19 protein-coding genes and 1 pseudogene are annotated in these 17,916 nt (G+C 56.6%); 10 read left to right on the forward strand and 10 right to left on the reverse strand.

Annotated features, from left to right (window positions below; all coding sequences use genetic code 11):
- Window positions 1-55 precede the first annotated feature (55 nt).
- The 3 genes from MWU60_RS00470 to glmM are packed head-to-tail and all read left to right on the forward strand — an operon-like array spanning window position 56 to window position 3,326.
- Entirely contained in the window at window positions 56-976 is a 921-nt protein-coding gene (locus MWU60_RS00470) for a dihydroneopterin aldolase (RefSeq protein WP_247225078.1), read from the forward strand.
- Window positions 973-1,986, forward strand: coding sequence for a dihydropteroate synthase (gene folP, locus MWU60_RS00475; RefSeq protein ID WP_247225079.1), 1,014 nt, complete (start codon window positions 973-975; stop codon window positions 1,984-1,986). Before MWU60_RS00470 ends, folP begins: the two co-directional genes overlap by 4 nt.
- Entirely contained in the window at window positions 1,983-3,326 is a 1,344-nt protein-coding gene (gene glmM / locus MWU60_RS00480; RefSeq protein WP_247225080.1) for a phosphoglucosamine mutase, read from the forward strand. Before folP ends, glmM begins: the two co-directional genes overlap by 4 nt.
- On the opposite strand, the gene MWU60_RS00485 is transcribed toward glmM, so the two are convergent.
- From MWU60_RS00485 to MWU60_RS00500, 4 genes are all read right to left on the reverse strand, one after another.
- Window positions 3,323-4,177: a DUF533 domain-containing protein gene (locus tag MWU60_RS00485; protein ID WP_247225081.1), complete on the reverse strand. Its 855-nt coding sequence runs from the start codon at window positions 4,175-4,177 to the stop codon at window positions 3,323-3,325. The two genes, glmM and MWU60_RS00485, sit on opposite strands and share 4 nt — an antisense overlap.
- 70 nt (window positions 4,178-4,247) lie before the next feature.
- A complete protein-coding gene (locus MWU60_RS00490; RefSeq protein WP_247225082.1) occupies window positions 4,248-5,153 on the reverse strand; it encodes a DMT family transporter in 906 nt (301 codons plus the stop codon).
- An 8-nt stretch (window positions 5,154-5,161) separates the two neighbouring features.
- Window positions 5,162-5,512 carry an antibiotic biosynthesis monooxygenase gene (locus MWU60_RS00495; protein ID WP_247225083.1) on the reverse strand — a complete coding sequence of 117 codons (351 nt, stop codon included), beginning with the start codon at window positions 5,510-5,512 and terminating at the stop codon, window positions 5,162-5,164.
- Complete coding sequence (locus MWU60_RS00500; RefSeq protein WP_247225084.1) at window positions 5,509-5,832, reverse strand: NIPSNAP family protein; 324 nt, start codon at window positions 5,830-5,832, stop codon at window positions 5,509-5,511. Before MWU60_RS00500 ends, MWU60_RS00495 begins: the two co-directional genes overlap by 4 nt.
- A 78-nt stretch (window positions 5,833-5,910) precedes the next feature.
- Here MWU60_RS00500 and MWU60_RS00505 point away from each other — a divergent pair, with 78 nt between their 5' ends.
- Entirely contained in the window at window positions 5,911-6,591 is a 681-nt protein-coding gene (locus tag MWU60_RS00505; protein WP_247225085.1) for a winged helix-turn-helix domain-containing protein, read from the forward strand.
- Window positions 6,592-6,658: 67 nt separating this feature from the next.
- Here MWU60_RS00505 and ilvC read toward each other — a convergent pair.
- Window positions 6,659-7,684 (reverse strand): annotated as a pseudogene (gene ilvC / locus MWU60_RS00510) (ketol-acid reductoisomerase); the annotation flags it as partial.
- A gap of 128 nt (window positions 7,685-7,812) precedes the next feature.
- Between ilvC and MWU60_RS00515 the strand changes: the two are divergent.
- The 4 genes from MWU60_RS00515 to MWU60_RS00530 all read left to right on the forward strand — a co-directional run bounded on the left by MWU60_RS00515 (window position 7,813) and on the right by MWU60_RS00530 (window position 10,863).
- On the forward strand, window positions 7,813-8,268 hold the full coding sequence (locus MWU60_RS00515) for an Lrp/AsnC family transcriptional regulator (RefSeq protein ID WP_247225087.1): 456 nt from the start codon (window positions 7,813-7,815) through the stop codon (window positions 8,266-8,268).
- A complete protein-coding gene (locus tag MWU60_RS00520) occupies window positions 8,265-8,717 on the forward strand; it encodes an Lrp/AsnC family transcriptional regulator (RefSeq protein ID WP_247225088.1) in 453 nt (150 codons plus the stop codon). Before MWU60_RS00515 ends, MWU60_RS00520 begins: the two co-directional genes overlap by 4 nt.
- A 67-nt stretch (window positions 8,718-8,784) precedes the next feature.
- The gene (locus tag MWU60_RS00525) at window positions 8,785-9,537 is read left to right on the forward strand and encodes a GGDEF domain-containing protein (protein ID WP_247225089.1); all 753 of its coding nucleotides are present in this window, start codon (window positions 8,785-8,787) and stop codon (window positions 9,535-9,537) included.
- 198 nt (window positions 9,538-9,735) lie between these two features.
- Window positions 9,736-10,863, forward strand: a complete 1,128-nt coding sequence (locus tag MWU60_RS00530) for an aminotransferase class V-fold PLP-dependent enzyme (RefSeq protein ID WP_247225090.1) — start codon at window positions 9,736-9,738, stop codon at window positions 10,861-10,863.
- On the opposite strand, the gene MWU60_RS00535 is transcribed toward MWU60_RS00530, so the two are convergent.
- Both MWU60_RS00535 and MWU60_RS00540 read right to left on the reverse strand, forming a co-directional pair.
- Window positions 10,860-12,050: a UbiH/UbiF family hydroxylase gene (locus MWU60_RS00535; RefSeq protein ID WP_247225091.1), complete on the reverse strand. Its 1,191-nt coding sequence runs from the start codon at window positions 12,048-12,050 to the stop codon at window positions 10,860-10,862. The genes MWU60_RS00530 and MWU60_RS00535 overlap by 4 nt on opposite strands.
- A gap of 39 nt (window positions 12,051-12,089) precedes the next feature.
- Window positions 12,090-12,737 (reverse strand): pyrimidine 5'-nucleotidase, encoded by a 648-nt coding sequence (locus tag MWU60_RS00540; RefSeq protein ID WP_247225092.1) that lies wholly within the window; start codon window positions 12,735-12,737, stop codon window positions 12,090-12,092.
- A 101-nt stretch (window positions 12,738-12,838) separates the two neighbouring features.
- Between MWU60_RS00540 and MWU60_RS00545 the strand changes: the two genes are divergently transcribed.
- Window positions 12,839-13,492 carry a GntR family transcriptional regulator gene (locus tag MWU60_RS00545; RefSeq protein WP_247225093.1) on the forward strand — a complete coding sequence of 218 codons (654 nt, stop codon included), beginning with the start codon at window positions 12,839-12,841 and terminating at the stop codon, window positions 13,490-13,492.
- 106 nt (window positions 13,493-13,598) lie between these two features.
- Here MWU60_RS00545 and carA read toward each other — a convergent pair whose 3' ends face one another.
- Window positions 13,599-14,735 carry a glutamine-hydrolyzing carbamoyl-phosphate synthase small subunit gene (gene carA, locus MWU60_RS00550; RefSeq protein ID WP_247225094.1) on the reverse strand — a complete coding sequence of 379 codons (1,137 nt, stop codon included), beginning with the start codon at window positions 14,733-14,735 and terminating at the stop codon, window positions 13,599-13,601.
- Between the two features lie 174 nt (window positions 14,736-14,909).
- Here carA and MWU60_RS00555 point away from each other — a divergent pair, with 174 nt between their 5' ends.
- Complete coding sequence (locus MWU60_RS00555; protein WP_247225095.1) at window positions 14,910-15,371, forward strand: GatB/YqeY domain-containing protein; 462 nt, start codon at window positions 14,910-14,912, stop codon at window positions 15,369-15,371.
- Here MWU60_RS00555 and MWU60_RS00560 read toward each other — a convergent pair whose 3' ends face one another.
- Complete coding sequence (locus MWU60_RS00560) at window positions 15,372-15,866, reverse strand: DUF2244 domain-containing protein (RefSeq protein WP_247225096.1); 495 nt, start codon at window positions 15,864-15,866, stop codon at window positions 15,372-15,374.
- Between the two features lie 130 nt (window positions 15,867-15,996).
- Window positions 15,997-17,670, reverse strand: coding sequence for a cytochrome c oxidase subunit I (gene ctaD, locus MWU60_RS00565; RefSeq protein ID WP_247225097.1), 1,674 nt, complete (start codon window positions 17,668-17,670; stop codon window positions 15,997-15,999).
- Between the last annotated feature and the right edge of the window lie 246 nt (window positions 17,671-17,916).

Genomic DNA, 17,916 nt, shown 5'->3' on the forward strand with positions numbered 1-17,916 from the left:
CGCTATCTGCTCCTCTTAGTATCTGGAGAGGAGATATCTGCGATGGAACGCCACAATGACCGATGACATTCGCCTTGCCTTTGCCCACCCAAGCGAGCGTGCAGAGGCCAGCAGCCAAGCCCCTTGCGACCGCATTTCATTGCGCGATTACACTGTCGAGGTCGAAATCGGTGCGTTTCAGCAAGAGCGCGGCACTCTGCAGCGGGTCCGGTTCAATGTGGTTGTTGAAGTGCTTCCTCTCAGCGGACCTATTGACGACGATGTTGATCGCATCTTGTCCTACGACAAGGTGACCGAAGCCATTAGTATTGAGCTGGAAGCCGAACGCATCAACCTGCTTGAAACGCTCGCCGCGCGGGTGGCGGAACGGATATTGCTGGAACCGCAGGCAGAGCGCGTCTTTGTCCGCATAGAAAAATTGGATCGTGGGCCATTTTCACTGGGTGTTGAAATTGTCCGCTCGCGAGATGGTGTTGATCTGGCTGGCCAAGACCATGTGGAGGCGCCGCATCCGCGTGTGGTTTATCTGTCAAATGGGGCTGCCAGTTCACCGCATCTGACCACGTGGATTGATCAATTGGCTGCGATGGATGCCCCTTTGATTGTCTGCGTTGGTCCGGCCGATGTGGTGGCCCCGCAGGCGGGCAATGCGCTGGCGCAACGCCGGATTGATTTACTGGCGATCGAGCAAAACGCATGGGCTTTGGCCGCGCGCGACCGTCGCTGCATGGTTGTAGGTACGCGGACCGAATTGGACTGGGCGATGAAGAACGACCAGATTTGCATCTGGGCCCCGTCCAAGATTGTGTTGGATGCCGTCGATGGTCCCTCGGCCAGTCCGCGCGACGCCGTGGCGCTGGTGGCTTGGTTTGCAGGCGATATCGAGGCCAAAGAGCTGCTTGTCATTGGTGCCGATGCACCGCTGACGTCAGTTCCAGTCCGTGCAATTGGCGCGGATGCCCAAGATATAAAATGACCCGGTATTTTCGCCCCGTCACGCGATTTGGCGATGTGCCGACGCGCACCAGCCTGCCTTTGGCGGGTGGTTTGTGCTGGTTTGACACAGTTGCCATGCATGAACGCGGCGGCGGCATGACGATGGTTCCGGCCAGTGAAGCGCCAGCGGACATTCTTGATAACCTGGTCCGTGCACGGGCCCCGATTGCCGGCATGTTGATGAATGCTCCGCAAATTATGGGTATTTTGAATGTCACGCCGGACAGTTTTTCAGACGGCGGTCAGTTCAATGCGCCAGAGCGGGCGTTAGAGCGCGCGCTGGCGATGCAGACAGAAGGTGCGGCGATTATTGACATAGGCGGTGAAAGCACCCGCCCGGGTGCCGCTGAAGTGCCGGTCGCGGATGAAATTGCGCGCACCGCACCTGTCATTGGGGCAATCCGCGCGCAAAGCGACGTGCCTATTTCCATTGATACCCGCAAGGCTGCGGTCGGTGCAGCGGCCCTTGATGCAGGGGCCACACTGGTGAATGATGTGGCGGCCTTTACCTTTGATCCGACCCTTGCCGATGTTGCAGCGAAAGCAGGTGCACCGGTTTGCATCATGCACGCACAAGGCGCGCCTGCCACGATGCAGGATGATCCCAGTTACGACGATGTCTTGTTGGACGTGTATGATTTTCTGAGTGAACGGGCCGATGCAGCTGTTGCCGCTGGCATCCCGCGTGACCGAATTGTCGTCGATCCCGGCATTGGCTTTGGCAAAACGCTGGAACACAATCTGATCTTGCTGCGTGGCATAGCACTTTTTCACGCTTTGGGATGTCCGATTTTGCTGGGCGCGTCGCGCAAACGCTTTATCGGCACCATCGGCGGCGGCAATGACGCAAGCGACCGTGTCGGCGGTTCTGTGTCCGTGGCTCTTTTTGGTGCAAGGCAGGGCGTGCAAATCCTGCGGGTCCACGATATATTCGCCACCAAACAAGCATTAGACTTGGAATGGGCAATCGGCGGGGCGGCAATGACATGACACGCAAACTCTTTGGTACTGACGGTGTGCGCGGTCAGGCGAACACCTACCCGATGACCGCCGATATGGCCTTGAAGATCGGTGCGGCGGCGGGACGATATTTCCGCAACGATGGCTCAAACGGGCATCGGGTCGTGATCGGCAAAGACACACGGTTGTCTGGCTATATGTTTGAAAGTGCCCTGACCGCCGGTTTGACCAGCACGGGCATGAATGTGCTGTTGTTGGGGCCTGTCCCGACGCCTGCGGTCGGGCTGCTAACAACGTCGATGCGGGCTGATGTGGGCATCATGATCTCTGCGAGCCATAACCCGCATCATGACAATGGCATCAAATTCTTTGGGCCCGATGGGTTCAAACTATCTGACGATGCAGAGACCGAGATTGAAGCCCTGATCGCAAGCGACATTGAACCTGCGCAGGCGCAGAACATCGGTCGGGCCAAGCGGATTGACGATGGGCGCTTTCGCTATGCGGAACGGATTAAATCGACTTTCCCGGCGGGTATGCGGCTTGATGGGCTTAAGGTTGTCATTGATTGCGCCAATGGCGCCGCGCATCGCGTCGCACCCGAGGTACTGTGGGAGTTGGGTGCAACTGTTATCCCCGTGGGGGTCAGCCCGGATGGTTTCAACATCAATGAAAACTGTGGTTCAACTGATCCATCGACGGCGGCTGCTGCGATCCTGCGCGAGGGCGCGCATGTTGGTATTTGCCTTGATGGTGATGCAGACCGGGTGATGATCCTGGATGAAAAAGGCCAGGTCGCGGATGGTGATCAACTGATGGCGCTGATGGCCGGGCGCTGGGCTGATCAGGAGCGTTTACAGGGCGGCACTTTGGTGGCGACAGTGATGTCCAACCTTGGGCTTGAACGATATCTTGACGGACGCGGTTTGCGGCTGGAACGGACCGCCGTAGGTGACCGCTATGTGGTTGAGGCCATGCGTGCCGGTGGTTGGAATTTGGGTGGCGAGCAATCCGGCCATATCGTGATGACCGACTATGCGACGACGGGTGACGGTCTGTTGGCAGGTTTGCAGTTCTTGGCGGCGATGATTGAGACGGGTCAACCCGCAAGTGCGTTGACCAAGAGCTTTGAAACGGTGCCTCAGATGCTTAAGAACGTACGCTACGCTGTGGGGCAGGACCCATTGGGAGTTGATCTGGTCAAGAAATCCATCGCAGAGGCCGAAATCAAACTGGTCGGCAAAGGCCGCCTGTTGATCCGTAAATCAGGGACCGAGCCTTTGATCCGCGTTATGGCGGAATGCGAAGACGACGACCTGCTTGCGCAGGTCGTCGATGGGATCGTGGCCGAGGTTGAAGCCGCCGTTTAGGCCGGTGCAGGTTGCCCCGCGCCGCCGCTGACAGCCTCTTGCAGAAGTGCAGACACGGTGCCGCCGTCCATTTTCATGGCCTGCGCCAGACCGCCAACAAAGGCTTTCTCACGGCCATCAAGCCGTCCGTCTGAGGCCACAACCATTAAGACGGCGCGCATCATATCGAGCTGTTCAAGCTTGTTGCGCCCGTTCACAAGACGCAAGAACCCTTTTGCCTCGACCTTCTCTTCGGCCAGTTGCGCCATCTGCTGCACCAGTTCCAGCGAGATCGCCTCGCCTGTCATTTCTTGGGCGGCACGTTGAATCATTTCCACTTCGGATGGGGCAACATAGCCGTCTGCCTTGGCTGCGTGGCACATCGCATCCAGAATAGATTTCGCAGCCGGGGATGCGTGCGACACCATCGCCATGCGTTGCGATGTGCGGCGTTTGACCATCAAGGCTTTTGCGCCGATGACAGCGAGCAGGGCGACCAATGCGCCGAGGCCCCAAAAGCCTTCGGCCATCTTGCCCAATGCCAGCTTTGGCGCAGCCGGGATCCCCTCAGGGATCATGCCCGCTGCTTGGGCTGCAAGTAGTTCATTGCCGGTGAATTCATAGTATTGGTCGGTTTGGCAATTGCCGCTGGCCAGAGCATAGCCGTCCAGCGTGCGCCAGACATTGACGAAGATCACCGCGTTTGTGGTGACCAGATGACAAAGTGCCAGTGGACCCGCGTCGTCAGTCAGTTCGGTTTGACTGACAAACAGCATGCTTTGTGTCGTGCTATAGCTGCCGCGGGCTTCGGCTTGAGTGGCCATGGTGGTGGTAAGAAAGGCCGCAAATAAGCCGATGAAAAGGGTACGCATAGATATCTCCTGGGTCGCGATGGCTCAGGAGTGTCCGGGCAATATGGCCAGAATATGGGTAAAATTGTACTTATTGCGCGCGCGCGAAGAGTTTTTTCAGACTGAGCCACTGGCTGATGATCAGGCCCAACAGGATCAGACCAAGGGCAACAAAGAACCGCAGGGGCAGCACCTCACTCAGAATCCACGCGCCAAAGACCATCGACCATAGCGGGACTTGATAATTCACCAAGGTCATGAAGATCGCACCGGCGGACCGAATGGTCGCGACACGGATCAACGCGGCAAGGGCGGTGGGGATAAAGCCCAGCACGATGATCGCAATTGTGGGGCGGGCATCGCCCATGGCGGGGACCCCTTCAAAGATCAGCATGGCGGGAACGAGTGCCGCTGATCCCACCGTCAGCAATAAAGCCGCCATCGTGATCGGGTCAATGGGCGGGCAACGGCGGGTCATGATGCTTGAAACCGCATATGAGATCGACGCTGCGATGCAGGCCAATTGCCCCAAAGGTTCCATCCCTGTGCCAATCTGCAAGACGCCCGGGCCGATCAGGACGGCCGCCCCGACGAACCCCATGATCACGCCAAGGGTGTTGCGCAGGCTCATCTTTTCGTCGGTAAAAATATGCGCCAGTGGCAGGACAAAAAGCGGCAAAGCCGCCATTGAAATCCCCGCAAAGGCGGATGGCACAAATTGTTGCCCCCAGCTAAGCAGCGCAAAAGGCAAGGCCGTGTTCAACAGGCCAATCGCAATCAGATAGCCGCGCATTTGCGACGTGAAGTCGGGCAGTGGGCGTTTCAAGACAGCCATCAGCGCCAAAAGCGCGACCGCCCCCAAGGTCGTGCGTGCACAAGCCACGGTCAGCGGGCCGTACCCTTCCAACGCAATCGCCACCACCATAAAGGTCGCACCCCAGATCAAACCAAGGGCGGCGATGGACAGCCAGTTAGCTGTTGTTGGTTGGGTGGTCATGGCCGTCCTTACAAGCTGGCGTGATGCAGTCTGCTGTCTTTGGGGGCTTGCGCGCGATCATGCAAGCCGTAGTCGCGACAAACCTCGGCGATGCGCAGACGGTAGTCTGCGAATATTCCCGAACGCCCCGCCATTTGGGTGCTGCGATGGTGGTGCGTGTTGCGCCATGCAGCGACGGCTGCTTCGTCCTCAAAAAACGACAGCGACAGAAGTTTGTCGGGGTCAGCAAGGCTGCGGAACCGTTCAACCGAGATGAAACCGGGCTGCTGGTCAAGCTCTGGTCGCAGTGCAGCGGCGTGCGCAAGATATGTGTCCATTTGGCCCGCGGCTGGCTGCAACTCGAAAATGACAGCGATCATGCGGGCACCCCATGCGGCGCTGATGCCAAGCGCAGAAAGGTGCGGTCTTCGCGAAGAATGAACTTCTTTTGCTGTGCAAAGGCGTAGTTTTCTTTGCCCAAGGGATCGTCGGCCAGCCGTGCACGATAAGCTTCATATGCCGCCAGAGACGGCACGTTGTAAATCCCGTAAGCCAACGTCGATGAGCCTTCGTGTGGCGTAAAATATCCGATCAGGTCGGCCCCATTTCGCGGAATAGCCTGGCCCCAGTTTTGCGCATAGGTGGCGAAGTTGTCTTCTTGTGTGGGGTCAATTCGGTAGCGGATGACGCAGGTCAGCATGTGACAGTTCCTTTTCGCGTTTGTCTGAGACGGTTCTACCAGATTGATTGGTGCGAATGCTTCGGTTAACGTCGAACTATGCGAGAAGGACCAGATATTGCACGCGTCGCCACTTTGATAGGGGATCCCGCACGCGCTAATATGCTGACGGCGTTGATGACCGGGAAGGCTTTGACCGCGTCGGAACTGGCCGCAGAGGCGGGCGTGACTGTGCAAACGGCGAGCACGCATTTGGCAAAGCTGCTGGATGGTGAACTGCTGCAAATGCGCAAGCAGGGGCGGCACAAGTATTTCGCATTGGCCCATGCAGATGTCGCGGCAACGATAGAAGCGCTGATGGGGTTGGCTGCCGGGCAGGGTGCCACGCGCACGCGGACAGGCCCAAAAGACGCGCAGATGCGGCAGGCGCGGGTGTGCTACAATCATTTGGCCGGACAGATGGGTGTTCAGATGTTCACCAGCATGCGGGATCGCAATTTTATTTGGGAGCGGGGCGAAGACCTCGGGCTTACGCCACAGGGTGAGACGTTTGTTACCGGTTTTGGTGTGGCCCTTGATGGGTTGACCGCCGCCCGCGCTCCTCTTTGCCGCCGCTGTCTGGATTGGAGCGAACGGCGCACGCATCTGGCGGGATCACTGGGCCGTGCGATGCTGGCCCAAATGGAAGCGCTGGCTTGGGTGCGGCGGGACAAGGGGAGCCGGGCGCTTTTGTTCAGTCAAGCGGGACAGCGGGCATTCACGGCGGCATTTCCAAACTAGAAAGGGCACCCGAAGAACCGGGTGCCCTTTTGGCGTAAGGTGGATCAAGATCCACCTTACCTGCCGATCAGTTCTTCGCTTTATCAACCATTTTGCCTGCGGAAATCCAAGGCATCATGTCACGTAGCTTGCCACCGACGATTTCGATCTGGTGTTCGTCATTGGCGCGACGGGATGCTTTCAGCGTTGGCTGGGCCACCGCGTTTTCCAGCATGAAGTCACGCACAAATTTGCCGGACTGAATGTCGGACAGCACGTCTTTCATGCGCTTTTTGGTCTCGTCATAAGGCAGGATGCGCGGACCGGATACATACTCGCCATACTCAGCCGTGTTCGAGATTGAGTAGTTCATGTTTGCGATGCCGCCTTCGTAGATCAGGTCGACGATCAGCTTGGTTTCGTGCAGGCATTCGAAATACGCCATCTCTGGCTCGTAACCCGCTTCGACCAATGTTTCAAAGCCCATGCGGATCAGCTCAACAATACCGCCACACAGAACCGCCTGTTCACCAAAGAGGTCGGTTTCGCATTCCTGACGGAAGTTTGTTTCAATGATGCCGGAGCGCCCGCCACCGATGGCCGAACAATAGGACAGACCGATTTCCATCGCCTTGCCGCTCTCGTCACGATCTACAGCTACGAGGCATGGCACGCCGCCGCCTTTGGTGTATTCGCCGCGCACGGTGTGGCCGGGGCCCTTGGGTGCCATCATAATGACGTCGACGCCTTCTTTGGGCTCAATGAGGCCAAAGTGCACGTTCAAGCCGTGCGCGAATGCCATGGCGGAACCAGGCTTAAGGTTGTCGTGGACGTATTTCTTATAGGTCTCTGCCTGCAGTTCATCGGGCATTGTGAACATGATCAGGTCGCACCACGCAGCGGCTTCTGCGATGCCCATGACCTTAAGGCCCTCGCCTTCGGCTTTGGCGGCGGAAGGGGAGCCTTCGCGCAACGCCACAACAAGGTTCTTTGCACCGCTATCGCGCAGGTTCAGCGCGTGGGCATGGCCTTGCGAGCCGTAGCCGAGAATAGCGACTTTTTTGTCTTTAATCAGATTCACATCGCAATCGCGATCGTAGTAAACGCGCATGTTGGCAGTCCTTTGGTTGGTTTCTAAGGTGCGTTATAGCGAGACTTGCGTTTGATGTGAGTGATGATATCCGATTTATTTCTTCAATATGATGATTGTTATGCGTCATAATATAATTTAGCGATGTTTTCATGCTTGATGACATTGATCGCCGATTATTGCGCCTGTTACAGGCCGACCCAAACCGGGGCGCCCCCGATCTTGCGGAGGCCATGGGGCTGACGCCTGCCCGCGTCACACGCCGCATGGACCGGCTGCGCGAAGACGGGATTCTAAAGGGCAGTCACGTCGTAATCAATTGGCCGGCACTGGGATACGCCGTGTCAGTCAGCCTGCGGATCACCTTGGACAAGACCGTATCGCGCGCCTTTGATGAGTTCATCGCAGCGGCCCGCAATGTGCCTGAGGTGATTGAAATCCAAACCTTCCTTGGCCGGGTTGATGTGCGTCTGTCTTTGATTGCCAAGGACCTGCCGGACTATCAATGCATCTATCGCGAACAGGTGCTGCCTTTGCCCCATATCGCCGACATCGAAGCGCTGATGACTGTGGCCAGCGTAAAATCTGATGAAAGCCTGCCGCTATGACATTGGATGATCTCGACTTCGCAATTCTGCGGGCGCTGTCGGTCAGTGCAGAGCAATCGACCAAACAATTGGGACAAAGGCTTGGGCTGAGCCAGCCTGCGACATGGCGGCGTATCAAGCGTTTGCAGGATGCAGGGATTATCGCTGGGCGCAGGTTAGAGTTGGATGCCGAAAAGGTGGGCTTTGGTGTGACGGTGTTTCTGGGCGTAAAGCTGGCGACCAAAGGCCGGGTCAGTCTGGAGGATTTTGAGCGCGCCATTGGGGCTATTCCAGAAGTGCAAACCGTTGATCATGTCCTTGGCCTTTATGACTACCGACTGCGCGTGGTGGCGCGCGATTTGGCCGATTTCGAACGCGTGCTGCGTCGCCGGATCATGACCATGCCGGGCGTCGGGGACGTTGAGGCGAATGTGCTGCTGTCAGAAGAGCGAAGGCCAGGACCGATTTAGGCCCGGTGTTTACCGTTTACTGATCAATTAGGCGCATGAATGTCCACATGATCGAATGTGGCACGACATGAAGCGGGCTCTAAGCACTTGGACAGGCGTGTTTACAGCGTCCACCCTGACAACGGTTGCCTGTATGATCGTGTCTGAAGTGATGGTTTATCTGTTATTTCCGGGGCAGGATTTGTTGGCGGCCCTGCAGATTGCGCCACTGATCTCACTTGTCACGGCCTATCCGTTCAGCTTCTTTATCTGGTCGCAGGTGCGACGGAATATACAAATGGGCATTGAATTGCAGCGCTTGGTCAATCGTGACCGGCTGACGGATGTAGCAACGCGCGATTTCTTTTTTGCCCGGATGCGCAGTGATCCGCAAGCCTATGGGATTTCGCTGATGGTGGATATTGATTTCTTCAAAACGGTGAACGACACGTTTGGGCATATGGCGGGTGACGCCGTTATAGTGCGGGTCGCCGAGATATTGCATCAGAACACACGGGCCAATGACATTGTTTGCCGCTTCGGCGGTGAAGAGTTCGTGGTTTTCTTGCGTGAAAAGGGGTCATCGGATGGCTTTGACATCGCAGAGCGGATGCGCAAAGCGATTTCTGACGACGTAGTCGTCTTTGATGGACAAAACCTGAGCGTGACAGTGTCCATTGGCGGGTCGATGAAAGAGCGATTGGCCGATGTGAACCTCGCTATTCAACAGGCGGACAGGGCGCTTTACCGGGCCAAGTCTTTGGGGCGGAACCGAACCATCTTTTCCGAACCGACCGATTTGATGGAGGAGCGCATGACGTCATCCTTCACAGGCATATAGCGTTTCTTATGCTGTAATGGTCGGCATTGACCTGATGGCGCGGTCACAGGATCGGCGCGGCATTTAGACTAACCAGCCGTCCTTACATCGTTGTGTTCTGAACCATGCCAGACCGGCACCTGTTGCGGTATACTGAAATAGACTTTGCTTTGCGCCCACGCCCGCGTTAGCCAAGGGCACCGCATAAAGGAGGGACCTATGGACGGAGCGAACACACAGATTGACCCGGATGGGCTGATGGAGTTTTCGGTTGTCTTTACAGACCGGTCTCTCAATCATATGTCGAAGGTATTTCAAGGTGTTATGGTCGACATTTCAACCATGTTGAAAGAAGTCTATAACGCCGATCACGTGGCTTTGATCCCCGGCGGCGGCACCTATGGGATGGAGGCCGTGGCCCGCCAATTTGGTGCCGATGCCCATGCTTTTGTCGTGCGCAACGGTTGGTTTTCATACCGCTGGAGCCAGATTTTCGATGCGGGAGATTTCACCGCGAAAACAACTGTCATCAAAGCGCGTCAAGCCGGCAACGACACCCGCGCACCTTTCGCTCCAGCGCCCATCGCAGATGTCACCGCAGCCATCAAAGAGGCCAAGCCCGACGTTGTTTTTGCGCCGCATGTCGAAACTTCAGCCGGGATTATCTTGCCGGATGACTATATCAAGGCGCTTGCCGATGCGGCGCATGAGGTTGGGGCCTTGATGGTGCTGGACTGCATTGCATCAGGCTGCGCATGGGTGGATATGAAGGCCACCGGCGTTGACGTACTGATCTCGGCCCCGCAGAAGGGCTGGTCCTCTACGCCTTGCGCGGGCCTTGTCATGATGTCCGAACGAGCCGTGGTGCGGATGGCCGAGACGACATCGAATTCTTTTACTGTCGATCTGAAAAAGTGGCACAGCATCATGCAGGCCTATCTGAATGGTGGGCATGCGTATCACGCGACAATGCCGACAGACGGTTTGCGCGCCTTCCGTGATACAATGCTGGAAACGCGGGAATTCGGGTTTGAGAAACTGAAAGCGGCGCAATGGGCCTTGGGCAATGCTGTGCGCAAAGCGCTGGCAGATAAGGGTATGAGGTCGGTGGCAGCAGATGGTTTTGGCGCGCCGGGCGTTGTTGTCAGCTACACGGATGACCCCGACGTACAAAATGGATCAAAATTCGCAGCCCAAGGCATGCAAATCGCGGCAGGCGTTCCGCTGCAATGTGATGAACCCGATGACTTTCGTACCTTCCGGCTGGGTCTGTTCGGGCTTGATAAGCTCTACGATGTGGATGCGACACTGGTCCGGCTATTGCCGGTGTTGGACAAGGTTCTTTAGCGCGCGCCAAGTCCAAGTTGCATCAGTGACCTGCGTACGGGTGTGATGCCGTAAAGCGCTTCTATCCCCTTGGTGCGCAGTGATTGCATCGCGGGGTTTCCGGTGATGGAGGCACGGTTCAATGCATCAATCCCGGTCACGCGCAGCTTGATGTCGGGATGCCGCTTGCGGGCATAAGCGCGCAGCATTTCAGGGTTGCCAAGCTGATCCGGCTTAGCAATAGCAAGATCCAGCAGGCAAGACAGATCACGCAGTGACATGTTCAGCCCCTGTGCGCCGATAGGGGGCATCACATGTGCGGCCTCCGCGACCAAGGCGGTGCGTGGTGCAGTCAGCGCCTCAGCAATCTGGCTGATGATCGGCCAGACGCTACGACGGCTGGCCAGTTTCAGCGGACCATAAAGGAAAGCCGACCGGTCATTGGCTGCCGCTTCGAATTCAGCCGTCGGTAAGTCCGCAAGTTTGTTCGCGTCGGCCCCGTGTTCCATCCAAACCACAGCAGAGCAGGGTTTGCCGTCATGATCCGGCAATGGAACCAAAGTAAATGGCCCGCCAGAGCGGTGTATTTCGGTTGATACATTGTCGTGGGGTGCCGCATGCGTGACGGCAAAGGTCAGGGCTTTTTGCCCATAACGCGTTGTTTTCACGCCAATATCGGCGCTTTTCCGTACGGGTGAGCCACGTCCATCCGCACCGATGACAAGCTTCGCTGATATCTGTGTGTTGTCCGATAATGTGACAATCGCCGCGTCACTGCGTGCCAGCATCCGCGCGAAGCCGACACCAGGGCGAAAATCGACATTTGGCAATTCCGCCAGCCGTGCGACCATTTCGCGACGCAACAGCCAGTTCGGCAGATTCCATCCGAAAGGTTGGTCCGAGATATCGGCGGCATCAAAATCGCGTGTTGTATGGGCTTGCGTGCCGATATCGACGATCCGCATTACCTGTAGCGGCGTCGCATAAGGTGCAAGGCGTCCCCAAAGACCCGCTGTTTCCAGAAACCTTTGTGCAGGTTGCAAAAAAGCAGTGGTGCGCAGGTCAGACCCCGCCGCGTCAGCGGTGATGACCGGCGGCGTTGGGTCGATGATTGTGACATTGAAACCTGCCGTGCCAAAAGCCGCAGCTGCCGTCAGCCCGGCGACCCCGCCGCCCGCAATGACGATATCTGTTGATGCGCGTTCCATGAACAAAGACATAGGCCTGTTGGTGACAGGCGGAAAGGGCTACCGGGTCAGCTGTGACAAGAAATCCGCCAAATGGTCGGTGTGATGATGAATGTGATCACCATCATGCGGGTCAGCATGCACATGGACAGTGCGCATCCCCAATGCATGCGGCACCGCAAGGTTGCGCGGCTCGTCCTCGAACATCGCGGCCTTCGTCGGCGTCACCCCGTCTTTGGCAAAGACCCGGGAAAAGGCCTCATGCGTGGGTTTGGGTTTGAAATCAGCATGTTCAACGCCATAGACCGCATCAAAATGTCGGGTCAAACCACGTGCGGCCAACACCCGTTTGGCATGATTGTACGACCCGTTGGTATAGACGATTTTGCGCCCTGGCAGGGCTTTTATGGCCTTTGACAGTGCCTCATCCTCTTTCAGATGTGATATGTCGATATCGTGCACATCGGCCAGAAAATGATGCGGATCAATATCATGGTGCTTCATTAACCCGGTCAGGGTCGAACCATAAGCGGCCCAATACTCCGCGCAAAGTTTCAGTGCGCGGGCATGATCAAGCCCGGTCAATCGCATCACATAGGCCGAAAACCGGCCGTCCATCTGACCAAACAGATCAGCCGATGGCGGATAAAGCGTGTTGTCGAGATCAAAGACCCATGTGACTACATGGGCAAAGTGCTGGGCTACCATGGTCACAGATTATGCGTGGCACCGGGCAACCGCAATCGCTTTGGCTTGATTGCAGGGCGGGCAGGGGCGTATGGTTGGGCCAGCACGAAAGGTACGACCCAATGCACGACCAACGCGCGTCACAAAAAGACGCCTACGCCCTGATTCTCGAAGCGATTGACAGTCATGTCTATAAACCCGGTGATCGGCTGGTCGAAAGCGAACTGGCCGAGCGGTTCGGCGTATCGCGCACCCCGATCCGCGAGGCGCTGCAACGGCTAGAAACGCAATCGCTGCTGACGCGCGACGGGCGGTCGCTGATTGTGGCGTCGTTGGATCATTCGCAACTGTCAGAGCTTTATGTGGTGCGCGGTGAATTGGAAGGGCTGGCGGCGCGGCTGGCGGCCCGTCATGCCACACCCGAAGAGGTGAAAGTGCTACGCGATATGCTGGACGCTGATCAGCAACTGGCAGATGACCCCAAAGCGCTGAGCCGCGCCAATAGGCGGTTCCACAAACAGATACATCTTGCATCGCATAATCGTTTTCTGGTGCAGCAGTTGGATTTGGTGCATCGGTCGATGGCGCTACTGGCAACGACATCTATCGCCGCAGAGGGCCGGGGTAATGAAACGCTGGAAGAACACGCCGCTATTGTCAGCGCGATTGAGGCCGGCGATGGCGACGCGGCTTATCAAGCGCTGCGCGAGCACATTTCAGAGGCCTTCGTGACCCGTTTGAAACTGGATGCTGAAGCGGTGGAAGCTGCAGAATAGCCCTACTGCAGCCCACATAGCGAAATGCACGAAACGAACCTTAACACGTCAACTTACAACCGACTGTTCCGTAGCTGCAATTTGACCTAAATGAGTTAAGCAAAAGTTAAGCGCTCATCGCTTCGGCAAATCTTTCGAACAAATAATAACTGTCTTGCGGGCCGGGGCTGGCTTCGGGGTGATATTGCACGCTGAAAACCGGGCGGTTGGCGATTCTGATCCCGCAATTGCTGCCATCAAAAAGAGACACATGGGTTTCTTCGACCCCATCAGGCAGGGTCTGGCTGTCTACGGTAAAGCCGTGGTTCATCGACGTGATCTCGACCTTGCCGGTTTCCATGTCTTTGACAGGGTGGTTCGCACCGTGGTGACCGTGGTTCATCTTGATCGTCTTGGCACCAACAGCGAGGGCCAGCATCTGGTGGCCAAGGCAGATGCCAAAGACCGGAAGATCAGCCGCAAGCACACCTTTGATCATGGGCACAGCATATTCGCCTGTGGCGGCCGGATCGCCGGGTCCATTTGACAGGAACACGCCGTCTGGGTTCAGCGCCAATACCTCTTCGGCAGTCGCGGTCGCGGGCAGCACGGTCACATCACAGCCCGCACTGGCAAGGCAACGCAGAATGTTGCGTTTGGCACCAAAGTCGATCGCCACGACCTTATGCTTGGGGTTTGTCTGTGGGGTATAGCCTTCGGGCCAGGCCCACCGCATTTCATTCCAGCTATAGGATTGTGCGCAGGTTACATCCTTGGCAAGGTCGAGCCCTTCAAGCCCTTGGAAAGCCCGCGCTTTCTGAACCAGCGCTTCAATATCAAACTTGCCATCGGGGTCATGCGCAAGTGCGACATGCGGCGCACCTTGTTGCCGGATCGCACGCGTCAGCCGCCGGGTATCAACGCCGCCCATACCGATGCGGTTGCGTTTGGCCAACCATGCGGTCAATTCCTCAGTCGCGCGCCAGTTGGACGACTGGGTCGGATCCCATTTCACGACCATGCCTTCGGCGACCGGGTCAGCGGTTTCATCATCTTCGGGGTTTACACCAGTGTTGCCGATATGGGGGAAGGTGAAAGTCACGACCTGGCCCGCATAGGAGGGGTCCGTCATGATTTCCTGATAGCCGGTCATCGCGGTGTTAAAGCAAAGCTCGGCGACCGTTTCGCCAGCCGCGCCAAAGCCCATACCATAGAAGATCGTTCCATCCGCAAGGGCCAGACAGGCCGTCGGTTTCTGCGTCATGATCAATCTCCCCAGATGTCAAATTGGGCCGGGTGTACGCAGGGCGGCGTGTCTGGTCAAGGCCGGATTGCGCCCTTGCAAACAAGGGGTGACGTGGCGGCGATGGTCCTTGTCACTTGCAACTGTGCCCACTATGTTTGCAATTCGTTTGAAGACAAATGTACGGGACACATTATGGACATGCGCGACAGGGTCAGTTCGGCTCTTAAGGATGCAATGCGTTCGAAAGAAGCAGACCGTCTTTCCACACTGCGATTGATCAATGCAGCGATCAAAGACAAAGACATTGCCGCGCGTGGCTCTGGCGATGACGACGCTGGTGTCAGCAATGATGATATCCTTGGCATCTTGGGGCGGATGGTCAAACAGCGCCAGGAAAGCGCACGTGCCTATGAAGAAGGTGGGCGGCTTGAACTGGCAGAGAAAGAACTGTCAGAAATCAAGATCATCGAAGAGTTCCTGCCAAAGCAGTTGAGCGAAGATGAAGCGGCCAACGCCGTGGACGCCGCGATTGCTGACGTCGGCGCAACCAGCATCCGGGACATGGGCAAGGTGATGGGTGTGCTCAAGGGCAAGTACACGGGTCGCATGGATTTCGGCAAAGCCGGCCCGATGGTGAAAGATCGTCTGGGCTAGTTATCTGCCAGTGATCAGCGCGCGCTTAAGGTCGTCATAAAGTGTCAGGCGTTCTTCGGCATCCAAAAACGCCCCAATCTCAACCTCGCGGTCACCGCCGCGTAGGGTGATATAGTTTTCAACCGGCCCGCCCTTTGGATGCAGATGCACGGTCACCCAATAGCGGTTCGCTTCCCACTCTTGTGTATCGCCTTTGGGATTATGGCGGATCAACTGCGCGCGTGCCTCATCCACGGTCAGTTCTTCCAGCACTTCACCGCGCCGGTAGCTGATATGCAGCGCATACCAGATGCCTGCGATCATCAATCCAAAGAAGGGCAATAGGCCCCACATGACGGCTTGTCCGATCAACGTCAGTAGAGGCAAAGAAACCAGCGCCGCTGTACCGCCGATGAACAGCACGAAATCCTTGCGCAGCAATGACCGGTAAGGCCAAAGGCTAAGCTGCCATTGGGCGTGTTCATGTGGTGGTTCGGGGGTCCATTCGTAGGGCATAGAAGTGTTTTAACACAGCTTCGGCGGGGTCCAACCGTCAGGGTGCCGCAGGGGACGCCTTTTTAAGACATCCCACAAAAAAGCCCCGCCAGAATGGCGGGGCTCTTCAGTATCTTTCGGTCAGCTTGCGCTAGTGCGAATGCTGTTTGTCCCAGTCAGACTGCTTTGGCAGCGTCTCGAACGTGTGCTCTGGTGGTGGGGATGGCAGTGTCCACTCCAGCGTATCAGCATATTCGTTCCAAGGGTTGTTTTCGGTGACGCGCTTGCCCTTTGTCAGGGTCCAGACCAACACACCGATGAAGAACAAGAACGATGCGAATGACAGGAATGCACCCCAGCTGGAAACATAGTTCCAATAGGCAAATGCCTCAGGATAGTCGATGTAGCGGCGTGGCATGCCCTGACGACCCAGAAAGTGCTGTGGGAAGAATGTCAGGTTCGCACCGATGAACATCGCCCAGAAGTGCAGCTTACCTGCCCATTCAGGGTACATACGGCCCGACATTTTGGGCAGATAGAAGTAGATACCCGCAAAGATCGAGAAGACCGCACCAAGGCTCATCACATAGTGGAAGTGCGCCACAACATAGTAAGTGTCGTGATAAACACGGTCCACACCGGCCTGAGACAGAACGATGCCGGTCACGCCACCCAAGGTGAACAGGAACAGGAAGCCAAAGGCCCAAAGCATCGGCGTCTTGAACTCAACCGAGCCGCCCCACATTGTGGCAATCCAGCTAAAGATTTTCACACCCGTCGGCACCGCAATCACCATGGTCGCCAGCATGAAATACGATTGCTGTGTCAGCGACATCCCCACCGTGTACATATGGTGCGCCCAAACGACGAAGCCCAGCACACCAATCGCGACCATCGCATAAACCATCGGCAGATAACCAAAGATCGGTTTGCGGCTGAAGGTTGCGATGATGTGGCTGATGATACCAAAGCCCGGAATGACAATGATATACACCTCTGGGTGCCCAAAGAACCATAGGATGTGCTGATACAAGATCGGATCGCCGCCGCCTTCAGGTTGGAAGAAGGTCGTGCCAAAGTTCCGGTCTGTCAGCAGCATTGTGATCGCACCAGCCAGAACGGGCAGGGCAAGAAGGATCAACCACGCCGTCACAAAGATCGACCACGCAAACAGCGGCACTTTGTGCAGCGTCATGCCTGGCGCGCGCATGTTCAGGAACGTCGTGATCATGTTGATCGCACCAAGGATCGAGGATGCCCCTGACAGGTGAACCGCAAAGATCGCAAGGTCCATCGACATACCGGTTTCAGACGTCGATAGCGGTGCATACATAACCCAGCCAACGCCAGAGCCTGCCTGCCCGTTACCGCCCGGTGCCAACATTGAGGCAACACCAAGGGACGCACCGGCCACAAACATCCAGTATGACAGGTTGTTCAGACGTGGGAACGCCATATCCGGCGCACCGATTTGCAGCGGCATAAAGTAGTTACCAAAGCCGCCGAACAGCGCTGGAATAACCACAAAGAACATCATCAACACACCGTGGTAGGTGATCAAAACGTTCCAAAGGTGGCCGTTTGGCGTACATGTCTCGGCCTCGGATGCGAACATCCGTGCGCCTTCCAGGCACATGTATTGCACGCCGGGCTCCATCAGCTCCATGCGCATGTAGACGGTGAATGCCACCGAGATAAAGCCCAGGATACCGGCGGTAAACAGGTACAAGATACCGATATCTTTGTGGTTTGTGGACATAAACCAGCGGGTAAAGAAACCGCGCTCGTCTTCGTGTGCGTCGCCGTGGATGGCTGCGTCTGCCATTTGGCTCTCCTCGTATTGGCTACTTTGAACACCACCGAGTCGTTGCAAGGCAGCTGTTTGGCATGGTTCTAGTGTGTCAAAGCTTAAGGAGCAACAAAGGATACACCCATTTGGTTGGGTTACTTTGGCGCAGGGGCGTCTTGGGTGGACCCAGTCTGCGTAAGAAGTGCCCATCTTGCGCCATACCCCTGCACAATGGCATGAAAGGCGTGGTGCAACACCTCGACTATGCAAAGAAATGTGCAC

The sequence above is a fragment of the Yoonia sp. F2084L genome (assembly GCF_023015625.1).
In the GTDB taxonomy this organism is placed as follows: domain Bacteria; phylum Pseudomonadota; class Alphaproteobacteria; order Rhodobacterales; family Rhodobacteraceae; genus Yoonia.

Bases quoted from the DNA above. Each gene is read 5' to 3' on its own strand.
- MWU60_RS00470 (WP_247225078.1), top strand. From the start codon at position 56: ATGACCGATGACATTCGCCTTGCCTTTGCCCACCCAAGCGAGCGTGCA.
- folP (WP_247225079.1), top strand. From the start codon at position 973: ATGACCCGGTATTTTCGCCCCGTCACGCGATTTGGCGATGTGCCGACG.
- glmM (WP_247225080.1), top strand. From the start codon at position 1,983: ATGACACGCAAACTCTTTGGTACTGACGGTGTGCGCGGTCAGGCGAAC.
- MWU60_RS00485 (WP_247225081.1), bottom strand. From the start codon at position 4,177: ATGCGTACCCTTTTCATCGGCTTATTTGCGGCCTTTCTTACCACCACC.
- MWU60_RS00490 (WP_247225082.1), bottom strand. From the start codon at position 5,153: ATGACCACCCAACCAACAACAGCTAACTGGCTGTCCATCGCCGCCCTT.
- MWU60_RS00495 (WP_247225083.1), bottom strand. From the start codon at position 5,512: ATGATCGCTGTCATTTTCGAGTTGCAGCCAGCCGCGGGCCAAATGGAC.
- MWU60_RS00500 (WP_247225084.1), bottom strand. From the start codon at position 5,832: ATGCTGACCTGCGTCATCCGCTACCGAATTGACCCCACACAAGAAGAC.
- MWU60_RS00505 (WP_247225085.1), top strand. From the start codon at position 5,911: ATGCGAGAAGGACCAGATATTGCACGCGTCGCCACTTTGATAGGGGAT.
- MWU60_RS00515 (WP_247225087.1), top strand. From the start codon at position 7,813: ATGCTTGATGACATTGATCGCCGATTATTGCGCCTGTTACAGGCCGAC.
- MWU60_RS00520 (WP_247225088.1), top strand. From the start codon at position 8,265: ATGACATTGGATGATCTCGACTTCGCAATTCTGCGGGCGCTGTCGGTC.
- MWU60_RS00525 (WP_247225089.1), top strand. From the start codon at position 8,785: ATGAAGCGGGCTCTAAGCACTTGGACAGGCGTGTTTACAGCGTCCACC.
- MWU60_RS00530 (WP_247225090.1), top strand. From the start codon at position 9,736: ATGGACGGAGCGAACACACAGATTGACCCGGATGGGCTGATGGAGTTT.
- MWU60_RS00535 (WP_247225091.1), bottom strand. From the start codon at position 12,050: ATGGAACGCGCATCAACAGATATCGTCATTGCGGGCGGCGGGGTCGCC.
- MWU60_RS00540 (WP_247225092.1), bottom strand. From the start codon at position 12,737: ATGGTAGCCCAGCACTTTGCCCATGTAGTCACATGGGTCTTTGATCTC.
- MWU60_RS00545 (WP_247225093.1), top strand. From the start codon at position 12,839: ATGCACGACCAACGCGCGTCACAAAAAGACGCCTACGCCCTGATTCTC.
- carA (WP_247225094.1), bottom strand. From the start codon at position 14,735: ATGACGCAGAAACCGACGGCCTGTCTGGCCCTTGCGGATGGAACGATC.
- MWU60_RS00555 (WP_247225095.1), top strand. From the start codon at position 14,910: ATGGACATGCGCGACAGGGTCAGTTCGGCTCTTAAGGATGCAATGCGT.
- MWU60_RS00560 (WP_247225096.1), bottom strand. From the start codon at position 15,866: ATGCCCTACGAATGGACCCCCGAACCACCACATGAACACGCCCAATGG.
- ctaD (WP_247225097.1), bottom strand. From the start codon at position 17,670: ATGGCAGACGCAGCCATCCACGGCGACGCACACGAAGACGAGCGCGGT.